Annotated in this window: 14 protein-coding genes; 9 read left to right on the top strand and 5 right to left on the bottom strand. The window is 65.0% G+C overall.

Going from position 1 to position 20,662, the window contains the following annotated elements:
• Positions 1 to 19 precede the first annotated feature (19 nt).
• The gene (locus WC585_RS01795; protein WP_373255804.1) at positions 20 to 1,603 is read left to right on the top strand and encodes a phytoene desaturase family protein; all 1,584 of its coding nucleotides are present in this window, start codon (positions 20 to 22) and stop codon (positions 1,601 to 1,603) included.
• Between the two features lies 1 nt (position 1,604).
• Here WC585_RS01795 and WC585_RS01790 read toward each other — a convergent pair whose 3' ends face one another.
• Positions 1,605 to 1,982 carry a response regulator gene (locus WC585_RS01790; RefSeq protein WP_373255803.1) on the bottom strand — a complete coding sequence of 126 codons (378 nt, stop codon included), beginning with the start codon at positions 1,980 to 1,982 and terminating at the stop codon, positions 1,605 to 1,607.
• Complete coding sequence (locus tag WC585_RS01785; protein WP_373255802.1) at positions 1,979 to 3,502, bottom strand: sensor histidine kinase; 1,524 nt, start codon at positions 3,500 to 3,502, stop codon at positions 1,979 to 1,981. The genes WC585_RS01790 and WC585_RS01785 overlap by 4 nt, the downstream gene beginning before the upstream one ends.
• Before the next feature lie 118 nt (positions 3,503 to 3,620).
• On the opposite strand from WC585_RS01785, the gene WC585_RS01780 reads away from it, so the two are divergent.
• From WC585_RS01780 to WC585_RS01745, 8 genes are all read left to right on the top strand, one after another.
• The gene (locus WC585_RS01780) at positions 3,621 to 5,153 is read left to right on the top strand and encodes a carboxylesterase/lipase family protein (protein WP_373255801.1); all 1,533 of its coding nucleotides are present in this window, start codon (positions 3,621 to 3,623) and stop codon (positions 5,151 to 5,153) included.
• Positions 5,154 to 5,373: 220 nt separating this feature from the next.
• Positions 5,374 to 6,453 carry a LacI family DNA-binding transcriptional regulator gene (locus WC585_RS01775; protein ID WP_373255800.1) on the top strand — a complete coding sequence of 360 codons (1,080 nt, stop codon included), beginning with the start codon at positions 5,374 to 5,376 and terminating at the stop codon, positions 6,451 to 6,453.
• Positions 6,450 to 9,500 (top strand): carboxypeptidase regulatory-like domain-containing protein, encoded by a 3,051-nt coding sequence (locus tag WC585_RS01770; RefSeq protein ID WP_373255799.1) that lies wholly within the window; start codon positions 6,450 to 6,452, stop codon positions 9,498 to 9,500. Before WC585_RS01775 ends, WC585_RS01770 begins: the two co-directional genes overlap by 4 nt.
• Before the next feature lie 85 nt (positions 9,501 to 9,585).
• Positions 9,586 to 11,031 (top strand): glucoamylase family protein, encoded by a 1,446-nt coding sequence (locus WC585_RS01765; RefSeq protein WP_373255798.1) that lies wholly within the window; start codon positions 9,586 to 9,588, stop codon positions 11,029 to 11,031.
• A complete protein-coding gene (locus WC585_RS01760) occupies positions 11,028 to 12,302 on the top strand; it encodes an extracellular solute-binding protein (RefSeq protein WP_373255797.1) in 1,275 nt (424 codons plus the stop codon). Before WC585_RS01765 ends, WC585_RS01760 begins: the two co-directional genes overlap by 4 nt.
• Positions 12,299 to 13,240 carry a carbohydrate ABC transporter permease gene (locus WC585_RS01755; protein ID WP_373255796.1) on the top strand — a complete coding sequence of 314 codons (942 nt, stop codon included), beginning with the start codon at positions 12,299 to 12,301 and terminating at the stop codon, positions 13,238 to 13,240. Before WC585_RS01760 ends, WC585_RS01755 begins: the two co-directional genes overlap by 4 nt.
• Positions 13,237 to 14,061, top strand: a complete 825-nt coding sequence (locus WC585_RS01750; RefSeq protein WP_373255795.1) for a carbohydrate ABC transporter permease — start codon at positions 13,237 to 13,239, stop codon at positions 14,059 to 14,061. Before WC585_RS01755 ends, WC585_RS01750 begins: the two co-directional genes overlap by 4 nt.
• Before the next feature lie 137 nt (positions 14,062 to 14,198).
• A complete protein-coding gene (locus WC585_RS01745) occupies positions 14,199 to 17,399 on the top strand; it encodes a discoidin domain-containing protein (RefSeq protein ID WP_373255794.1) in 3,201 nt (1,066 codons plus the stop codon).
• Here WC585_RS01745 and WC585_RS01740 read toward each other — a convergent pair whose 3' ends face one another.
• The 3 genes from WC585_RS01740 to WC585_RS01730 all read right to left on the bottom strand — a co-directional run bounded on the left by WC585_RS01740 (position 17,400) and on the right by WC585_RS01730 (position 20,488).
• Positions 17,400 to 17,771: a hypothetical protein gene (locus WC585_RS01740; RefSeq protein WP_373255793.1), complete on the bottom strand. Its 372-nt coding sequence runs from the start codon at positions 17,769 to 17,771 to the stop codon at positions 17,400 to 17,402. It abuts the gene before it with no gap.
• 7 nt (positions 17,772 to 17,778) lie between these two features.
• A complete protein-coding gene (locus WC585_RS01735; RefSeq protein ID WP_373255792.1) occupies positions 17,779 to 18,906 on the bottom strand; it encodes a hypothetical protein in 1,128 nt (375 codons plus the stop codon).
• A gap of 91 nt (positions 18,907 to 18,997) precedes the next feature.
• Positions 18,998 to 20,488: a replicative DNA helicase gene (locus tag WC585_RS01730; protein ID WP_373255791.1), complete on the bottom strand. Its 1,491-nt coding sequence runs from the start codon at positions 20,486 to 20,488 to the stop codon at positions 18,998 to 19,000.
• Between the last annotated feature and the right edge of the window lie 174 nt (positions 20,489 to 20,662).

The following is a 20,662-nucleotide window of genomic DNA, read 5'->3' as shown; positions in this document are numbered from 1 at the left end:
GCCAAGTTAGCGGGGCCATATGACCACAACCACTACCGACGTCGTCATCCTGGGCGCGGGCCACAACGGTCTCGTCTGCGCTTTCTATCTGGCGAAGGCCGGGCTGAAGGTGATGGTTCTCGAGCGGCGGCATGTCGTCGGCGGGGCGGCGGTAACGGAGGAATTCCATCCGGGGTTCCGCAACTCGACTGCCAGCTACACGGTCAGCCTGCTCAATCCGAAGGTTATTGTCGACATGGATCTGGCCCGCCACGGTTTGCGGGTGGTGGAGCGTAAGGTGTCGAACTTCCTGCCGTTCGACGACGGGCGCTATTTCCTCGCGGGCGAAGGCCGGACACAGGGCGAGCTGGCCAAATTCTCGCCGAGGGACGCTGAACGCCTGCCGGAGTACGAGCGGCGGCTGGAAGTCGTGGCAGGGGTGCTGCGCGACTGGGTCCTGAGGGCACCGCCCAATGTTGTCGCAGGCGGCTGGATGGCGATGCTCCCGGAACTGCTGAAAGGGGCGTCACTGGGCCGGCAGGCGATGGGACTGGATATCCAGGGGCGGCGCGACCTGCTGGACCTTTTCGCCAAGTCGGCGGGAGACTGGCTGAATGGCTGGTTCGAGAGCGATCCGATCAAGGCGTTGTTCGGGTTCGACAGTGTGGTGGGTAACTACGCCAGCCCATACACTCCTGGCTCGGCCTATGTGTTGCTGCACCATGTATTCGGCGAGGTGAATGGCAAGAAGGGCGTCTGGGGCCACGCCATCGGAGGCATGGGCGCGATCACCCAGGCCATGGCGGCGGCCTGCGCCGAGGCCGGGGTCGAGGTGAGGCTGGAGGCACCGGTCGCTGAAGTTCTGACCGAGAAGGGCCGTGCAGGCGGGGCAGTGACCGAAGCCGGGGACGTGGTGCGGGCGCGTGCCGTGGTGTCGAACCTGCATCCGCGACTGCTGTTCGAGCGGTTGGTGGACGACGCGGTCGTGCCTGATGACTTCCGCGAGCGGATCGGCAACTACAGTTCAGGCTCTGGCACGTTCCGGATGAATGTGGCGCTGTCGGAACTGCCGAATTTCACCGCCCTGCCGGGGCAGGGGGATCACCTGACGGCGGGGATCATCATTGCGCCGTCGCTCGACTACATGGACCGGGCGCATGCGAGCGCGCGGCTGAACGGCTGGTCGTCGAAGCCGATTGTCGAGATGCTGATCCCGTCGACGCTGGACGACGGCCTCGCTCCACCCGGCCAGCATGTGGCCAGCCTGTTCTGTCAGCACGTCTCGCCCGATCTGGCGGATGAGCACCGGGAAACGGTGGCCGACCTGATGATCGAGACGGTCGATCAGCATGCACCAGGTTTCAAGGCGTCGGTGCTGGGGAGGCTGGCGCTGGGTCCGCGCGATCTGGAGCGGCGGTTCGGCTTGGTCGGCGGCGACATCTTCCATGGACGGCTGACGCTGGACCAGCTGTTCAGCGCGCGTCCCGTGCTGGGCCACGCTGATCACCGGATGCCGGTGCCCGGGCTTTATCTATGTGGGTCGGGCGCGCACCCCGGCGGTGGCGTCACCGGAGCACCAGGGCACAATGCGGCGCGGACAGTGATGAAAGACTTGAAGCGGTAGATCAGACGCTTGCGACGCCGAGCGCCGTCATAAGAGCGTCCTGCACGGCGGCCTCGCTGAACGGTTTCTGGAGCGTGGGGCGACCCTTCCATTCGTCTGGCAGACCGCCTTCGCCATATCCGGTGGAAAAGACGAAGGGGATGTCGCGCGCAGCCAGCGCTTCGGCGATCGGGAAGATCTTCACCCCGGCGACGTTGACGTCCAGCAGAGCACCATCAAGGGTCATGCCGCTTTCGATCAGGGCAAGACCTTCATCCACGCTGGAGGCTGGGCCAACCGGAGTGCAGCCCATGTCTTCCAGAATGGTCTCCAGCAGCATGGCGACCAGGGATTCATCCTCGACGATCAGGATGTTTCGTCCGGACAGGGGCTGGTTCATGCAGTGTCTTCCCGGTCAAGCGGAATGGTGAAGGCGGCGATAAGGCCACCGGGCGCATAGTTCAGTGTGACCGTGCCGCCAAGGTCGTGTCGCACATTGCGTTCGATCAGTCTGCTGCCGAAACCCCGATGGGTAGGTTGGACGGCCCCGCAGCCCCCTTCCTCGCGCCATGTCAGGTGCAGGGTGCGAGCGGTCTGGTTGCTAACAGACCAGTCGACCAGCACGCGGCCTTCGCCGGAAGTCAGGGCTCCATATTTGGCGGCATTGGTCGCCAGTTCGTGGAACACCATGCCCAGTGACAGGGCGGACGCAGAATCCAGGGCCAGTGACGGCCCATTCAGCAGGATGCGGTGCTGGTCGTGTGCCTGGGTTTCGTGTTCCAGTATGGAGCGCAGGTCGGCACCCTCCCAGTGACTGCGCGTCAGCAGGTCATGGGTGTGGGACAGGGCAAGAAGTCGCGCCTGGAAATTTTCGGCAAACCGTTTGGGGTCGGAGTTGGAACGCGCCGTCTGCATGGCAATGGACTGGACCGTGGCCAAGGTGTTTTTCACCCGATGGTTCAGTTCGTCGATCATAAGCTTCTGGCGCTCGGCGGCGACGACGGCGTCGGTCACATCGTGACCCTGTACCAGAACGCCGACGATACGACCGTCGGCCTCGCGGATGGGGTGGTAGCTGAAATCGACATAGGTATCGACGGGCGGTGCCCCGGACCGGCGCGGGAAGCTGAACAGGCTCGCATTGCCGTGGACGGGTTCGCCGGTCTGAAAGACGCTGTCCAGCATGTCGACGTAACCCTGAGCGATCACTTCGGGCATGGCCTGGGCGATGGGCAGTCCCTGGATGTCGCGCTCTCCGATCAGGCGGCGGTAGGCCTCGTTATGGAACTGAAAGACGTGTTCCGGGCCTGAGAGGACGGCGACAAAGCCGGGGGCCTGCATGAACATGTCGACGAGACGATTGCGCTCGACTGAAAGTCGCCGGTTGTCCTCCTGCACCTGTTTCGCGCGTTCCAGGATATTGCCGCCGACGATGGCATCCAGCGCCTTGAGTGGAGCCATGCCTGCTGCGGCCTGGGTTTGTTGGCGAAGCAATTCCAGTTCTGTGATGTCCGTGGTGTGCTGAAGGATCATCACCACCTCGCCCGCTTCGTTCAGAAGGGGGGTGTGGGTAGCGCTCCAGTAGCGGTCCTCGAAGACGTCGCCCTCGTCTGTCGGGCGGGCCATGGAGTAGCGGACGACGGCCAGGTGATCACGCTGGCGCGTGTCACGGGCCTTCTCGAGTGAAGCCCTGACCTGGCGCACATTTTCTGGCGCTTCGTCGCCCGGTCCCGAGTTGAAGGCGGCGAAAAGCGACCGGCCCACGATGGCGTCGCGCACGCTGTTTGTGACGTCCAGATAGGCCTGGTTGGCCCCCATGATCACGAACTCTGGTGTCATCAGAACATATGGGTTGGGCGAGGCGTCAAAGGCCTGGCCCAGGTCGACGTTCGGATCTCCTGATCTGGAAAGTATTTTCAAGCCGGTCCCCGCTGCTGGCCCCGTCAACGTCCTCCGGGATGGTTGGTTTCATCCCGAAACCGCTGTTGTTGCAAATCTCGATTTGAGGCCAGTGCGTCATCCCGTTTAAGGAAGAGTGATGAGCCTTGTGTCCTTTCTGTCTGCGGTGGCCCTGATGCTGTCTCCGGTTTCATCGAGCGATCCCGTGGTGGAGGTGTTGACGACTGACGGCGCGCTGGTCGGGCGGGCGAATGATCAGGTCGAAGCCTTCAAGGGAATCCCGTATGCGGCCCCCCCGGTGGGGGCATTCCGCTGGCGGCCGCCTCAGCCGGTAGAGGCATGGGATGGGCCACGCGACGCCGGAAACGTCGGGGCCTTGTGTCCGCAACCCCCGGCCAATGGCGACCCGGGCGTCGGGCCGATGCCGATGAGCGAAGACTGCCTGACTCTGAACGTCTGGTCGCCAAAGGATCGGGCAGGTCCCGCGCCGGTGATGGTGTGGATCCATGGCGGCGGATTCAACAACGGTTCAGGCACGGCGGCGTTGTATGACGGTACGGCCCTGGCGCGGCGGGGCGTGGTGGTCGTCACGATCAACTATCGGCTGGGCCGACTGGGCTTCTTCGATCACCCGGCGCTGGCGGCCGAGCGCGAGCATGACGAGCCCGGCGGCAACTATGCCCTGATGGACATGATTGCGGCCCTGAAATGGGTGCAGGCCAATGCCGAGGCTTTCGGCGGCGATCCCGGTCGGGTGACGATCTTCGGCGAATCCGCCGGGGGGGCTGCTGTCACCCGCCTCATGATTTCGCCGGAGGCGCGTCCGCTGTTCCACCGCGCTGTCATCCAGTCCGGGCTGGGGCGTGACACCGGCACACCTCTGGACAGGGTTTCCGCGCTAGGCAAGCCGTCGTTGCAGGCGCGCGGGCAGGCCTACGCCCAGCGGCTCGGGCTTGCGGCGGCAACCTCTGCGGATCTGCGCGCCATTCCCGCCGAGGCGCTCCTGACCCCCGCCCCGAACTTCTATGGCGGCGACAATCTGGTGATCGACGGATCGGTGGTTCAGGAGGATGTCGAGGCGGCGTTCGCGGCCGGCAAACAGGCCCCGGTGCCCCTGATCATCGGCACCAACAGCGCCGAGTTCTGGTGGATGAAGCCGTCAGACCTCAGCCCCTATGGCGAAATCGACGACGCCATGACGCCGGAAGAGCGCGCCACGATCGTGGCGGCCTATGGTGGTGAAGATGGCTACAACGCCCATGTGGTCAGCGATCTGGCCTTCAATGAACCGGCGCGGCACCTGGCGCGGCTGCATGCGCGGGCGGGCAACCCGACCTTTCTCTATCGCTTCGACGTCGTGCCGGACCCCAATCCAGAGCCACACGAAGGCGCGACCCATGCGTCGGAGCGGCCCTATGTCTTCGACAATCTGGCCACGACCAACTGGCCGATGGGCGAGCGGGACTATCGGGCGGCTGCAGCCATGGCGGATTACTGGAGCCGATTCGCCGCGACGGGTGATCCCAACGAAACAGGCCGTCCTGCCTGGCCGCAGTTCGGGGTGGAGCCGGATCGATTGCTTGAGTTCACCAACGACGGGCCGGCGGCCAAGCCGATACCGTTCAAGGACAGGCTGGACCTGATCGAAGCCTACTACACCCGTCCACGCTGAGCCTTCTCATCTGCCCGGCCCTGATGCCCACGCCACAGGCCGCGGGTGCCTTGCGTATGGCCGAAATGCGGCCTTGCGTGACGCAATCTTCATGTGCCATGTAATCGGTTACACGGATTGATGGACGGACCCGCGAAAAGCGGGCCGGTGCCGCGCCGGTCAGGGAAGGACGTCTGTTGGTCGCAAGGATCATCCAGCAAAGCTGCGCGGTGGTGACGGCATGAAGCCGGCCAATATCCGTGACGTGGCGCGCCGGGCGGAGGTCTCCGTGGCTTCCGTTTCGCGTGTGCTGAACGGGGCTGGCCCTGTGACGGCGGCCACCCGTGAAAAGGTGCTTCAGGCGGTCGAGGCCTTGCAGTACGTACCCCATTCCGGCGCACGCAGCCTTTCGACCAGCAAGACCCAGACGATCGGCGTCGTCCTTCCCGACCTGTACGGCGAGTTCTTTTCCGAGTTGATCCGCGGCATGGACGTGGCGGCGCGGGCGCTGGGCTATCACCTGATCGTCTCCAGCTCGCATGACGATGCAGAAGAGGCCTCGGCGGCCATCCGCTCGATGCGTGGGCGGGTCGACGGGCTGATCGTGCTGTCGCCGCACCTGGATGCCGCGAATCTGGCGTCCAGCCTTGCCGGTCGCTTGCCTGTCCTGCTGATGAACGGTGGGGCGACCGATGCCGGACGACCCTCGATCGTCGTCGACAACCACGGCGGCGCGGTCCGGGCGGTCGAACATCTGCTGGGAACCGGTTGTCGGCGGATCGTTCATATCTCGGGTCCTGCGGGAAACCTGGAGTCCGAAGCGCGTCTGGCGGGCTATCTGCAAGCCATGGCCAGGGCGGGCCTTCCCACCATGGTGCTCGATGGTGCGTTTACCCAGGCCTCGGGCCAGGCGGCGGGCGTCCGGATCAGCGAGTTGGCTCTGAAGCCCGACGCCATCTTTGCGGCCAATGACATCATGGCCGTCGGCGCGATGCTGGCGCTTCAGGACGCAGGTCTGCGGGTGCCCGAGGATGTGGCTCTTGTCGGCTTCGACGACGTGCCGATCGCCGACATGGTCCGCCCCGGACTGACCACCCTGGGCATCAATATTGCCGAGACGGGCCGGCGCGCTCTGGAGCGTCTGGTCCGGATCATCAACACCGCAGACGACGGCCTGACCGACACGTCCTGCGAAACCGTGCGACCCGAACTGGTCGTGCGGGCGTCCACCGGGCCTGCCTTGCAGCCCCGCCCCAATCACCAACCCGGCGCGCGCGCCATCCATCCTGTTTCAGCCCTGGAGGGGGAGAGCCCACAATGACACGCAACAAGGCTTATCTGGGTGCCGCATCGGCACTGGCGCTGGCGATCTCTCTGGCGGGTGCCGGCGTGGCATCGGCGCAGGTCACGACCTCGACCGTCCGTGGCGCGGTGACCGATGACGGTGTCGCCGAAGCCGGCGCGACCGTCGTCGCTCGGAACACGGCCAGCGGCTTCACCAGCCGCACCACGACAAGTGCCAACGGCACCTATGTCCTATCGGGACTGCGTCCGGGCAACTACGAGATCACGGTTACCAGCGCCGATGGAGAGACCGGCTCGGATGTGGTCTCGATAGGCGTTGGTCAGGTCGGTGATCTGGACCTGTCGGTATCTGGTGCCGCTGTAACCGGTTCCGTCGATCCGAACGCCACAGAGTTGGGCGAAGTTGTCGTTACCGGTCGCCGGCTGGCCGAGGTGCGCACCCCCGAGAACGCGACCAACGTCACGACGCAGCAGATCAACACCCTGCCGCAAATCAACCGCAACTTCCTGAACTTCGCAGCGCTTGCCCCCGGTGTTCGTCTGTCATTGGACGAGAACGAGCAGACCATCACTGCTGGTGGGCAGCGCGCTGAGTCCGTCAACGCCTTCATCGACGGTGCCAGCCTGAAGTCCAACATCATCGCCGGTGGCATCATTGGTCAGGATGACAGCCGCGGTAACCCCTTCCCACAGGCCGGTATTCAGGAATTCCGCGTCGTAAGCCAAAACTTCAAGGCAGAGTACGAACAAGCGTCGTCAGCGATCATCACGGCCGTCACACGCTCCGGCACCAATGAGTTCCGGGGCGAAATCTTCGGCACCTATCGCGATCAGAGCTTCATCTCCAAGGACTTCTTCGCTGAGCGTGACAACATCGAAGTGCCAGATCTGGAAGTGCGCCAATACGGGTTTGCTCTGGGTGGGCCGATCATCAGGGACCAGCTGCACTTCTTCGGCACATATGAGCGCAAGGAGGAGGGCCGGGCCCGCGTCGTCGATCTGGGTGATCGCGCAACGCTGGCCGACGAGGCGCAGTTTGCCGAATACCTCGGCACCTTCGCTGCTCCGTTCGAGGAAGACCTGTATTTCGGCAAGCTGAGCTGGCAGCCAGCGGAAGGTCACCTGATCGACTGGAGCGTCACCTATCGCGACGAGTCGGACCTGCGGGATTTCGGCGGCGCTGATGCCTTCGAGCGGGCCAACAACCTGCAACAAACCACCCTGACCAGCAACGTCCGTTATCAGTGGCAGACGGACTCGTTCCTGAACGAGTTCGCCATCGACTACCGCGATTATAACTACAACCCGGGTGCCGCCAATTTCTCAGATGCTGGTCAGAGCTTCCGCAGAGCAGTGGATTCGCCTTTCGGTGGGTCTACAATCCTGAACATCGGTGGCCGCGACAGCACTCAGGATATTCATGATAACGCCGTGACCGTCCGCAACGACCTGACGTTCAACGACTGGGAGATGAATGGCTTCCACACCATCAAGGTTGGCGGCAAGGTGTCGTTCCAGAACTATCAGGTCGAAAAGCAATTCGGTCGCAACCCTTTCTTCTACTACGATCTTGAAGCGCGACCGGAGTTGAGCGGCAGCAGCACTGTGCCCTACCGTGTCGAACTGGGTCGGTCGTTCCCGGAAGTCGATCTCGATAACACTGTCATTGGCCTCTACATTCAGGACGACTGGCGCATTACCGAGCAGCTTGAGCTGAACCTGGGCATTCGCTGGGACTATGAAACCAATGCCAACAACAAGGAATATGTGACCCCGGCCAACGTCGTCACGGGTCTGAACCAGTATTTTGCCTCGACGGCCGGTGGGCGTCCGGCAGGCTATGTGCCCAGCTTCTTCAACCAGTCGGACTACATTTCGACGGGCAACAACCGCGAGGCCTATGCCAAGGCGTTCCAGCCACGCCTCGGCTTCTCCTACGATGTCTTCGGCGATCGTTCGACGGTGATTTTCGGCGGTGCGGGTCGCTATTATGACCGCGTCAACTTCAACTTCTCTTATGACGAACTGGTCAAGCCGTTCGACATTCGCCAGAACGCCTTCTTCAGTACGACGGGCCGTCCCGCTGGCGAAGATCGCGATCCTGGCCCGGGCGTCGACCTGCCGGGCGACGCGGGCGACCCCATCCTGTGGCAGTCGTCTTATGGCACGGCCGCTGGTCTTGACCCGGTCTTTGCGACCATCCCGGGCAAGGGCGAAGTCTTCCTGCTGAAGAACGACTTCGAGCCGCCGCGCACCGATCAGTTCAACCTGGGTCTTCGTCAGCGTTTCGGCGACTGGCAGAGCGAGTTCACGCTCGCCTACGGCAAGACCGAGAACGAGTTCACCTGGCTGTATCTGGGTCGCTGCCGCGAGCCCAACCGGCCGTCACAGGGTGGTGGTTTTGGCGATAATGGAGGCTTCTGCGGCCCCGATGGCGCTAACGAGTTCCGCAACTATTTCGCTTCTGACCACAACAAGAGCCGCGAGTTCCGGGCCCTCTATGTCAAGCTCGACAAGAACTACACGCGTGATTCTGGCTGGGGTCTGAACATCGCCTACACCTGGTCCGAGGCGGAGCAGAATGGCGGTCGTGACGCCTTCTGCTTCGACTGCTTCGACATCGAAAACTCGCCGGTCCGTCCGACCGACAACGACGAGCGTCACCGCATCGTGGCCAACGGCATCGTCGATCTGCCCTTCGACTTCCAGCTGTCGGGCATTCTGACACTCGGTTCGGGCGTGCCGTTCGATGTCTTCGACGGCACGGGTGCAAACTTCGTCTATCGTCCGAATGGTGGCCGTCCGCAGCAGTTCAACTTCATCATTCCGAACTCCTTCGCCTACCGAAATCTGGACCTGCGCCTGACCAAGAATTTCCAGGTCTGGGGCGGTCAGGAACTGTCGCTCTATGTTGACGCGATCAACGTGTTCAACTTCGACAACTTCGCTGGGTTCGATGGCGGGACGGGATCGGCAACGGCTCCCAACCCGAACTTCGAGCGGCCTTCTCGCGTGCTGTTCCCGACCCGGCAGTTCCAGATCGGAATGCGATACAGCTTCTAATCTCCTGACCCTGACGGCCGCCCCTCGCATTCCGAGGGGCGGCCGATTTTTGACTGTTTCCTGTTTGCGTAAGAAGGTGTGGCCCATGGATCGTCGCGGATTTCTGATGGGCACGGCCGTGGCGTCAGCCGCGATGCTGGGGCTGGGCGTCAACCAAGCCAAGGCGCAGGTGCAAAGGTCACCGTTGGTGAGCAATCCCGTCGATCCGGCAATGGACGAGCTTCAGCGGCGCACCTTCGACTGGTTCACCCATGTCACCAATCGCGCGAACGGTCTGACGCCGGATCGCTGGCCGACACCGTCCTTTTCATCCGTCGCGGCGGTCGGCTTCGCCCTGACCTGCTGGCCTATCGGGGTCGAGCGCGGCTGGATGAGCCGGGAGGAGGCGCGCGAGCGGACCCTGACCACCATCCGCTTCTTCCACGACCTGCCGCAGGGGCCGGAGGCGACGGGCGTTGGCGGCTACAAGGGCTTCTTCTACCACTTCCTGGACATGAACACCGGCCACCGTTTCGGGCGGACCGAGCTGTCGACGGTGGACACGACGTTGCTGATCGCCGGCATGCTGTTCGCCGCGCGCTGGTTCGACGGCTCGCACCGAGACGAGCGCGAGATCCGGCGGCTGGCGCAGCGCGTCTATGAGCGGGTGGAGTGGGACTGGGTCGTGGTCCGGCCTGATAGGATCAGCATGGGCTGGCACCCCGAGAGCGGCTTCATCGAGGCCGACTGGAATGTCTATAACGAGGGCATGCTGGTCCTGCTGCTGGCGATCGGCAGCCCGACGCACCCGGTTCCGGCCAGCGTCTGGGACGAATGGTGCAGCGTCTATGACCGCAGCTGGTCGGACCGCTGGGGCCGCCCGCACCTGCATTTCCCGCCGCTGTTCGGGCACCAGTTCAGCCATCTGTTCGTCGATTTCCGCGGCATCCAGGACGCCTGGCTGCGCGACAAGGCGGCGGAAATCCCCGGCTTCGACTATTTCGAGAACAGCCGCCGCGCGGTCGAGGCCCAACGCGCCTATGCGGTCGAGAACAGCCTGCGCTGGAAGGGCTATTCTGCGGACGTCTGGGGCCTGACGGCCTGCGACGGTCCGGGCGATTTCAGACAGGTCGTCTTTGACGGCACGGAGCGGGAGTTCTTCAGCTACTCCGCACGCGGCCCCGGCGACCGTGACGACGGCACGATTGCCCCCACGGCCGCCATGTCGTCCCTGCCGTTCGCGCCCGCCGAAGTCACGGCCTGCCTGAAGGCGATGAAGGCGCAGTATCCAGATGTCTATACGCAGTACGGCTTCCTCGATGCCTTTAACCCGACCCTGACGGAGCGGGCCGGGCCGTTGCTCCACGGAAACATCGTGCCGAACGTCGGCTGGATCGCTGACGACCATTTGGGCATCGACCAAGGCCCGATCGTCATCCAGATCGAGAACCATCGCAGCGACATCGTCTGGAGCCGTATGCGCGGCGAGCCGAACCTGACGCGGGGGCTGAAGCGTGCCGGCTTCACCGGGGCCTGGCTGGGTCGCGGATGAGCCTGTTCCGCCCGGATCGCAGGACGGCGCTGGGCCTTCTGGCCGGTGCGGGCGCGGCCGGGCTGACGGGGTGCGGGCCGCGCGATGACGGCACCACCCGCCTGCGCTTCTGGGCCATGGGGTCGGAGGCGACCAATGTCGGTCAGTTGCTGCCGGAGTTCGAGCGGCTGAACCCAGGCATCACGGTGGAGGTGCAGGCCCTGCCGTGGACGGCGGCGCACTCCAAGCTGCTGACCTCCTATGCCGGTTCGTCGCTGCCGGACCTCAGCCAGGTCGGCAACACCTGGGTGTCGGAGATGACGGCCATCGGCGCGATCAGCCCCCTGCCGAGCTTTGCCGACGACCTGCTGACCGATCAGTTCCCGGCGGTGCTGGAGACCAACGAGATCAACGACCGCGCCATGGCCACGCCTTGGTATGTCGACACCCGGCTGATCTTCTATCGCAGCGATCTGCTGGAGCGGGCCGGCTATGACGCCGTGCCCCAGACCTGGGGGGGCTGGAAACAGGCCATGCATGCGGTCAAGCGCGTGGCGGGGCCCGGGAACTATGCGGTGCTGCTGCCGGTCAATGAGTTCGAACAACTGCTGACGTTCGGGCTGCAGGGCACCGAGCCGCTGCTGCGCGACCGCGACACGCGCGGCAACTTTTCCAGTCCATCGTTCGTGGCGGCCTTGGCCTTCTACAAGAGCGTGTTCGACGAGGGGCTGGCCCCGTTGGCGTCGTCGACCCAGATTTCCAATACCTGGACCGAGTTCGAGCGCGGGTTTTTCAGCTTCTACTTCTCCGGCCCGTGGAGCATTGGCGATTTCCGGACGCGTCTGGCGCCGACCACGCGTTGGATGACCTCCGGCGTGCCAGGACCGACCGGGCCGGGGGCTTCTGCTCCGGGTGGGTCGTCGCTGGTGGTCTATCGGTCGTCGCGGCATCAGGAGGCGGCCTGGAAGCTGGTGCGCTATCTGTCCGATCCGGCGGTGCAGGCGCGGTTCAACGGCATCACCGGCAATCTGCCCGCGCGCGAGAGCGCCTGGGCCACCCCGACGGTGGCGGGCGACCCTTATATCGCGGCCTTCAAGGGCCAGTTGTCGCGCGCCAAAGCCGTGCCCAAGGTGCCGGAGTGGGAGCGGATCGTCACCGAAATGCAGATCGTCGCCGAGCGCATGGTGCGCGGCGAATACACGCCCGCTACCGCCGGGGCCGAGATCGACCGCCGGGCCGATCGTCTGCTGGAAAAGCGTCGCTGGATGATCGAACAGGGGAGGGCGAAGTGACGGCACAGCCCATCCCGCCGCTGAACGCCAAGGCGGCCCGCAGGCCGGGCACGCCGCGCTCGCGCGAACGCGCCGCATGGGGCTTCGTGGCTCCGGCCCTGATCGCCATTGCCGTCTTCTTCGCCGTCCCGGTCTTCGCGGCCCTGCTGCTCAGCCTGACCGACTTCGACATCTATGCCCTGGCCGACATCGGCAACATGCGGTTCGTGGGCCTTCAGAACTATGAGCGGCTGTTTACCAATCCGCTGTTCTGGACGGCGATGAAGAACACCGGCGTCTTCACGGTCATCGGTGTGCCCTTGTCGATCATCACGTCGCTGGCGGCGGCGGTGATCCTGAACGCCCGCGTGATCAAGTGGCGGCCGATCTGGCGGGTGGCCTTCTTCGCGCCCTTCGTGACCACTCTGGTGGCCACGGCGGTCCTGTGGAACTACCTTCTTCACACCAAATACGGCGTCATCAACTGGGCCATCGGAGCGGTCGGCATTCCGCCCGTCGACTGGCTGGGCCAGCCTTCGACTTCGATCCCGGCCATCCTGATGTTCGTGGTGTGGAAGATCTTCGGCTACAACATGCTGATCTTCCTGGCCGTGCTGCAGACCGTGCCGGACGACCTGTACGAGGCCGCGCGCATCGACGGGGCCGGGCTGTGGAAACAGTTCCGCCACGTGACGCTCCCGGCCATCGCGCCGACCCTGCTGCTGGTGTCGATCATCTCGGTCGCGGGCTTCTTCCAGCTGTTCGCCGAGCCCTATGTGATGACGCAAGGGGGCCCCGCGCAATCGACCGTGACGGTGCTGTACTTCATGTACGAAGAGGGCTTCAAATGGTGGAATCTGGGCTCGGCCAGCGCCGTCGCCTTCGTGCTGTTCCTCTGCATCCTGGCCGTCACCCTCGTCCAGTTGGCCGTGGCAAAGCGTCTGGGGGCCTACGAATGAGCGCCCGTCGCCTGAGGGCCGTCATCCTGAATATCGGCGTGGCGCTGATCGCGTTGCTGGTGCTGTTCCCGCTGGTCTGGATGCTGTCGGTCAGCTTCATGTCGACGGGAGAGGCCGCGACCTTCCCGCCGCCGCTGCTGCCCAAGGTCTGGACGTTGGAGCACTACCGCGACCTGTTCGTGACCCAGGGCATGGGGCGGTATCTGTGGAACAGCTTTGCCTTGGCGTCGCTGGCCACGGCCCTGGCTTTGGCCTTCACGGTGCCCGCCGGTTACGCCTTCGCCAAGCTGGCCTTCAAGGGACGAGACCGGGTGTTCCAGATCCTGGTCGGAGCCCTGGTCGTGCCGGCCCAGATCGGTACCCTGCCGCTGTTCCTGATGCTGAAGTCGGTCGGGCTGGTGAACACCTATGCCGGGGCACTGGTGCCGTGGCTGGCGTCGATCTTCGGCCTGTTCCTGGTGCGGCAGTATGCGCTCAGCATCCCCGACGAGATGCTGGAGGCGGCCCGCATCGACGGCGCGTCCGAGGGGCAGATCTTCCGCCGCGTGGTCCTGCCGACCCTTCAGCCCATCATCGTGACCCTGGCCCTGTTCGTCTTCCTGGGCAGCTGGAACGACTTCCTGTGGCCACTGATCATTCTGACGGACCAGTCCAACTATACGCTGCCTGTGGCGCTGGCCGCCCTGTCGCGCGAGCATGTGCAGGATATCGAGCTGATGATGGCGGGAGCCGTGATTACGGTCGCGCCGGTTCTGATCCTCTTCCTGGCGCTGCAACGCTACTACATCCGCGGCATGCTGGCGGGGAGTGTGAAGGGGTGATCGGTTTTGTTGCATTCCTCCCCCATCGGGGGAGGGGGACCATGCGCAGCATGGTGGAGGCGGTTCGCTGCATGCGCCTGAGTTTGAAGTTTGCCCCCTCCACCGCTTCGCGGTCCCCCTCCCCCAAGGGGGGAGGAATGCTGGGGGTGCTTCTGGCGCTGGCCATAGCTCTGCCCGCCCACGCCCAGTCCGCCCGCACCCTCGACGCCTTCGAGACCCTGACGCCGTGGAGCGCCGACGCCTCGACCGACGTGTTCTCGCGGATCAGTGCCGTGCCCGGTCATGACGGTCAGGCCATGCGGCTGGACTATGATTTCAATGGCCGGTCCGGCTATGCCTTCGCAGCCCGGTCCATCGATCTGGCCGTGCCTGAGAACTACGAGATCAGCTTCTGGCTGCGCGGCGAGATGCGGCCCAATACGCTGGAGATCAAGTTCACCGATGCCTCGGGCGAGAACGTCCACTGGCGTCAGGTGCGGGCGTTCCAGGCGACCGGCGACTGGACCCGCTATGTCATCAAGAAGCGCCAGGTCATCTGGGCCTGGGGCCCGAACCCGGACCGGACCTTCCGGGGTGCCGAGCGGATCGAGTTCGTCATCACCGCAGGTGAGGGTGGCCAGGGCTGGATCGAGGTCGATCAGCTGGAGCTGCGCGAACTGCCGCCCGAGCCCTCGGTGCCGCCACGCCCCCTGGCCGAGGCGTCGAGCGAAGCGGGGCGCAGCCTAGCCGGTCTGGCCGTCGACGGCGACCCGACCACCGTCTGGCGGACCGAGGCGGCGGGCGCGCAGAGCCTGACGCTGGACCTGGGGTATGAGCGCGAGTTCGGCGGCCTGACCCTGCGCTGGGCCGAACGCGGCGCGGCGTCGGACTATACCGTCATGGCCTCGTCCGATGGGCGTGACTGGCGTCCGCTGGCGCAAGTGACCGGCGGCGACGCCGGCACCGACTGGCTGCGGACGCCGGAAGCCTCGGCCCGCTGGTTGCGGCTGAACCTCAAGGCTCCGCAATCGACCTCCAGCGTGGTGGGGCAGGCCGGTGCGGGCCAGCGGCTCGGCGTCAGCGAAATCGCCGTCTACGGCCTGTCAGAGATCGAGATCGAACCCCTGTCTTTCGGCGAGACGGCGACCACCTTCATCACCGCCGTGGCCGGCGAGAGCCGCCGTGGCCTCTACCCGCGCGGCTTTCATGGCGAACAACCCTACTGGACCCTGGTCGGGGTCGACGGTGGTGGCGAGAGCGGGCTGATCGGCGAGGACGGGGCCATCGAACTGCGTCGCGGCGGTCCGTCCATCGAGCCGTTCGTGCTGGACAACGGGCGGCTGGTCACCTGGGCGGATGTGAACGTCACCCAGAGCCTTCGCGATGACGACCTGCCGATCCCGTCCGTCACCTGGACCTCGGACGGATGGACCCTCACAACCACGGCCTTCGCCGACGGCACCCCGGAAGCGGCACAGCTTTATGGCCGCTACGCCCTGACCAATTCGTCCAGCCGGACACAGACCCTGACGCTGGCGCTGATGGCACGGCCCTATCAGGTCAATGGGCCGCGCCAGTTCCTGACGACGCCGGGCGGTGTTGGGCCGATCAACAAGATTGAAATGACCGGGTCCCGAATGACCCTCAACGATCACATCCCCGTCCAATCGCTTGTCGCCCCTGACCTCTTTCTCGCATCCAGATTCGATGCTGGCTCCGACGCGCAGAGCCTGCTGGCCGATGCGACCCATCATGAGTTTATGGGTGAAGGCGGGGCGGAATACGACGATGGCCTGATGGCCGGAGCCCAACTCTACAAGGTCACTCTCCAGCCCGGCGAGACCCGCACCTTCGGCTGGATGTCGGCGCTGTCAGGCGACCTTCCGGCGCTGCCGGTGATAGGTTCGGTCGAGGCCACGTTCGCCACCGTCGAGGACCGTGTCGCCCGCTCTTGGCGCGAGAAGATGGACCGCTTTGACCTCACCCTCCCGCCCGAGGCCCAGCGCATAGAGGACGTCATGCGCTCTTCCCTGGCCCAGATGCTGATGTCGCGGCAGGGGCCGATACTGCAGCCGGGTACACGCAGCTATAACCGTAGCTGGATCCGCGACGGTGCCATGATGGCCGAGGGTCTGAACCGGCTGGGGCATGCGGAGCTGTCGGCGGATTATCTGCGCTGGTACGCCCCCTATGTCTTCGACAACGGCAAGGTGCCGTGCTGCGTCGACGCCCGCGGGGCCGATCCGGTGCCCGAGAACGACAGCCATGGCGAGTTCGTCTTCCTGGCCGCCGAAACCTATCGCCACACCCGCGACGAAGCCCTGCTGCGTCAGGTCTGGCCCCAGGTTCAGGCCGCCATCGGCTATATGGACACCCTGCGGGCCTCGACCCGCACCGCCGAGTTCCAGGCGGCGGACAAGCGGCACCTGTTCGGCCTGCTGCCCCCGACCATCAGTCACGAAGGCTATTCGGACCGTCCGGCCTATTCCTACTGGGACGACTTCTGGGGCCTGCTGGGCTACCGTGACGCCGTCTTCATCGCCGAAACCCTGGGCGACGCCGAGGCGGCGACGCGCATCCGGGCCTCGGAGGCCCAGTTCAAAGCCGACATCATGGCCTCGATCCGCGCAACGGCCCAGGTCCACGGCATCGACTGGATTGCGGGCGCGGCGGACAGGGGCGACTTCGACGCCACCTCCACCACCATCGGCCTGTCGCCTGGAGGGCTGATCGACGACCTGCCGCCCGAACTTCTGGCCGGGACCTTCGACAAGTGGTGGGATAACTTCACGGCCCGCCAGGAGAACCGTCAGGCGTGGAAGGATTACACCCCCTATGAGCTGCGCAATGTCGGGGCCATGGTCCGGCTGGGGCGGCGCGAGGAGGCGCTCAGGGCGCTGGATTTCTACTTCGCCGACATGCGCCCCGCCGCCTGGAACGGCTGGGCCGAGGTGGTTGGGCGCGATGAACGTGAGCCGCGCTTCATCGGCGACATGCCTCATGCCTGGATCAGCTCGGACTACATCCGCTCGACCCTGGACCTGCTGGTCTATGAGCGGGACCGCGACCACGCCCTTGTCCTCGCGGCGGGCATCCCGACCGCTTGGCTGGCGGGAGAGGGGGTGGGCGTCGCGGGCGTCCGCACCGCCTATGGCCCACTGACCTATCGCCTGAAGCAGGAGGGGGCGGGCTATGTGCTGACCCTGGGCCCTGCGGTCATCCCTGCGGGCGGCTTCGTCATCCAGTGGCCGCCGGGCGAGACGCCGCCTGCCCGTGTGCGGATAGACGGTCGAGCAGCGGCGTGGAATGGATCGGAACTGTCGATTCCCCCTGGAGCGCGTCGGGTAGAGATGCGCTGATCAGGCCGCCGGTTCGGCCGCGCGCTCCGCAACGGCTGGTGCCTCGCAATAGACGTAGCCTTCGACAATGTAGTGGCCCGGCCTGCCTCCGTACCGGTCGTAGTATGTCGTCGGCTGCAAGGCCGTGTGCATGGATTTGCGGGCCACTTTGCCGTCGCACAGTTCCGACGCCCGGCGGTTCCAGTACTCCATAGCCAGACCACCATCCATCAGCTCGACGCGGACGGTGTGGCCCCCATCCGCGTTCGGCCGGTCACTATAGCCGAAGTATGACTTGTCGCTGATCGGCACATAGTCGACTCCGCTGACGCAGCCGCCCAAGGCCAGCAGGGTGAGGGCGGCGCAGGCGCGAGCAGGCTCGCGGAACGTCATGACCGGTTCAGCGCGCGCGAGCTGCGGCTCGGGCGGCGGCGCGGATCTGTTCGATCCGCTCGGAGTGGACCTTGGCGATGCTCATGGTGTTGCCGAAGGTGGTGAAGCTGGTCACGCCCGCAGGAGACGAGATGTAGGATCCGGCGGGAACGCCTGCGCCGACGCGGCGGATGGTCCGGCCATCGGCCATGGTCTCCACCAGTTCATCCTGGCCTTCCAGGCTGGGAACGGTGGTGCGGTTCATGTCGATCAGGGCGTAGCGGGCCAGCAGGGCATGGGCGTTGTCGACTTCGGCCCGCAGCAGGGCACCGTTGTCCTTGATCCACTCGCGGGCGAGGAAGATCGAGATTTCGCCCTTGGTCAGGTTGTCGTCGGTGGCCTGCTCCATCTCCTTGGTCATGGCCTTGTAGGCGTCGGTGCCCTCGACGGGCAGGGCGCCGTTCTCGTCGCGGGAGTTCTCCTGCACCGAAGCGATCAGGCGTTCGCGCAGTTCGGGCGTCAGTTCCGGCACAGGCAACTGACGAGAGAAGTAGGTGAAGGTGTTGCGGTAGGTCGGACCCGTCAGCTCGCTGCTGGGGGGCGATTTTTCGAAGCTGTAGGGCGTGACGTAGGGGACCTCGGTATTGGCGTAGGTCAGGGTGAAGACGATCTGCAGCGTCGAGGCGTCTTCGGACAGTGTGTAGGCCGAGGTGACCTCGACCGCGTCATTGGCCGGTGTCGGCACTTCCAGCCGCTGAACCGTCGTCACGTCAGAGACGACGACGGCATTCGCCGGTGGCGTGGGGTCGATCTGGCGACGAAGGTGACCGGCCAGCGATGCGTTCAGCGAATCGACCGGCATGACTTCGGCGATTTCATTGGCGGTCTTGGTCGCACGGCGCGCCGGGAAGGAGTTGATGATGGCGTCCATCGTCGCCGACACCAGCGCCCCGATCAGGCCGAACTGGGCTCCGGCAGCGGAACTGTCCTGCGCGAACCAGGTCTTGGCGACACCGTTGTTGTCCTCGACGACGGTGAAGGTGGTGGGACCGATCGCGGCGATCTGACCGTCATTCAGCGGCCGTGCATTCGGCACGGGAGCCGTGGCGCAGGCGGCCAGAGACAGCGCGGCGAGCGCGCAGACGACGATACGCATGGAAACTTCCCCCTCAGGACCGCTCCCTCCCCGGAGCGGTTAATAGGTCAGCCTATTCCGAAACCACCGCAGGGTGTCAAGACCGTCGTTCTCAGTCGCCGTAGCTGTCGTACTGCTGGCCCTGGGCCAGATTGCCGAACTTGGTGGTGTCGGCGTCGAAGCTGAGTTTAACGATGCCGATGGGGCCGTGGCGTTGCTTGCCGATGACGACCTCGGCCTGGTGTTCCAGCCGGTCCATGTCTTCCTGCCACTGCAGGTGTTCGGGCGAGCCTTCGCGCGGTTCGGCGCGGCCCAGGTAGTAGCTTTCGCGGTACACGAACATGACGCAGTCGGCGTCCTGCTCGATCGAGCCGGATTCGCGCAGGTCGGACAGTTGCGGCCGCTTGTCCTCGCGCTGTTCGACCTGACGCGACAGCTGCGACAGGGCGATGATGGGGACGGACAACTCCTTGGCCAGGGCTTTGAGGCCGCCGGTGATTTCGGAGACTTCCTGCACGCGGTTCTTCTGGTTGTTGCCTTCGCCGACGGTGACCAGTTGCAGGTAGTCAACGATGATCAGGTCCAGGCCGTGTTCCTGACGCTTCAGGCGGCGCGCGCGGGCGGCGAGCTTGGACATCGACAGGCCGCCGGTGGCGTCGATGTAGAGCGGGCTTTCGCCGATCTCGACGGCGGCGTCCCTGATCTTGCCGAAGTCCGAGGCGTTGATCTCGCCCTTGCGCAGCTTGTCGGACGACACACCCGAGGCATCGGCCAGGATCCGCATGGCCAGTTGTTCGGCGCTCATTTCCAGCGAATAGAAGGCGACGACGCCGCCCGAGACCGTCTTGCGCCCCTCCGGCGTCGGCTCCCAGCGGTAGTTGCGCGCCACGTTGAAGGCGATATTGGTGGCCAAGGCCGTCTTGCCCATCGACGGACGGCCCGCGAGGATCAGCAGGTCGGAGGGGTGCAGGCCGCCCAGCTTGGCATCCAGGTCGTCCAGATTGGTGGCGAGGCCCGCCAGCTTGCCGTCGCGCTGATAGGCCTCGGCGGCCATCTGAACCGCGCCGGACAGGGCGTTGGAAAAGCTGACGAAGCCTGACGAGGGCTTGCCGGTTTCGGCCAGGGAATAGAGCTGTGCCTCGGCCCCCTCGATCTGGTCGATGGCGGCGGTTTCGGGCTGGGGCGCCTGATGGATGATCTCGCCGCCGATGCGGATCAGGTCGCGGCGCAGGGCCAGGTCATAGACGACGCGGGCATAGTCCGGGGCATTGGCCGCGGGCGGGGCCCGGTCGACGAGGTCGGCGAGGTAGCGCAGGCCGCCGAACTCCTGAAACGCCGGGTCCTGCTTGAACCGCTCCATCAGGATGGTCGGCTCGGCCAGCATGCCCTGGCGGATGTGATCCTCGATGGCGTCGTACAGTCGCTGGTGGAAGGGCTCGAAGAAGTGGGTGCCGCGCAGGCGGTCCGACAGTCGCTCGAACACGGCATTGTCGAACATCAGCGAGCCCAGCAGCGCCTGCTCGGCCTCCAGATTGTGGGGCATGGCCGTGACCGACGGATTGTCGAGCGGCGAGGGGAAGCTGACGGGAGCGAAGGCGTTCATCCGCAAACCCTTAGCGCCCCGATGCGTCAGACGGGGACGTATTCCGGCTCGTCGACGATATGACAGGGGATAGGCTGTGGATGGCGGGCGATGGGTCGAGTGTCTCCATCGCTTTCCAGAAAATGATGTGGAGACATTTTCCAGACAGAGTCCAACTCGGACAGGCTGAAATAA

Origin of the sequence: Brevundimonas sp. (genome assembly GCF_041648055.1) — a bacterium.
In the GTDB taxonomy this organism is placed as follows: Bacteria; Pseudomonadota; Alphaproteobacteria; order Caulobacterales; family Caulobacteraceae; genus Brevundimonas.
Note: the sequence above shows the minus strand (reverse complement) of the source record. Positions and strands in the feature narration are given on the sequence as shown.

What these genes read in the sequence shown, in the direction of transcription:
- WC585_RS01795 (WP_373255804.1), top strand. Translation starts at nt 20, where the DNA reads ATGACCACAACCACTACCGACGTCGTCATCCTGGGCGCGGGCCACAAC.
- WC585_RS01790 (WP_373255803.1), bottom strand. Translation starts at nt 1,982, where the DNA reads ATGAACCAGCCCCTGTCCGGACGAAACATCCTGATCGTCGAGGATGAA.
- WC585_RS01780 (WP_373255801.1), top strand. Translation starts at nt 3,621, where the DNA reads ATGAGCCTTGTGTCCTTTCTGTCTGCGGTGGCCCTGATGCTGTCTCCG.
- WC585_RS01775 (WP_373255800.1), top strand. Translation starts at nt 5,374, where the DNA reads ATGAAGCCGGCCAATATCCGTGACGTGGCGCGCCGGGCGGAGGTCTCC.
- WC585_RS01770 (WP_373255799.1), top strand. Translation starts at nt 6,450, where the DNA reads ATGACACGCAACAAGGCTTATCTGGGTGCCGCATCGGCACTGGCGCTG.
- WC585_RS01765 (WP_373255798.1), top strand. Translation starts at nt 9,586, where the DNA reads ATGGATCGTCGCGGATTTCTGATGGGCACGGCCGTGGCGTCAGCCGCG.
- WC585_RS01760 (WP_373255797.1), top strand. Translation starts at nt 11,028, where the DNA reads ATGAGCCTGTTCCGCCCGGATCGCAGGACGGCGCTGGGCCTTCTGGCC.
- WC585_RS01750 (WP_373255795.1), top strand. Translation starts at nt 13,237, where the DNA reads ATGAGCGCCCGTCGCCTGAGGGCCGTCATCCTGAATATCGGCGTGGCG.
- WC585_RS01745 (WP_373255794.1), top strand. Translation starts at nt 14,199, where the DNA reads ATGCTGGGGGTGCTTCTGGCGCTGGCCATAGCTCTGCCCGCCCACGCC.
- WC585_RS01740 (WP_373255793.1), bottom strand. Translation starts at nt 17,771, where the DNA reads ATGACGTTCCGCGAGCCTGCTCGCGCCTGCGCCGCCCTCACCCTGCTG.
- WC585_RS01735 (WP_373255792.1), bottom strand. Translation starts at nt 18,906, where the DNA reads ATGCGTATCGTCGTCTGCGCGCTCGCCGCGCTGTCTCTGGCCGCCTGC.
- WC585_RS01730 (WP_373255791.1), bottom strand. Translation starts at nt 20,488, where the DNA reads ATGAACGCCTTCGCTCCCGTCAGCTTCCCCTCGCCGCTCGACAATCCG.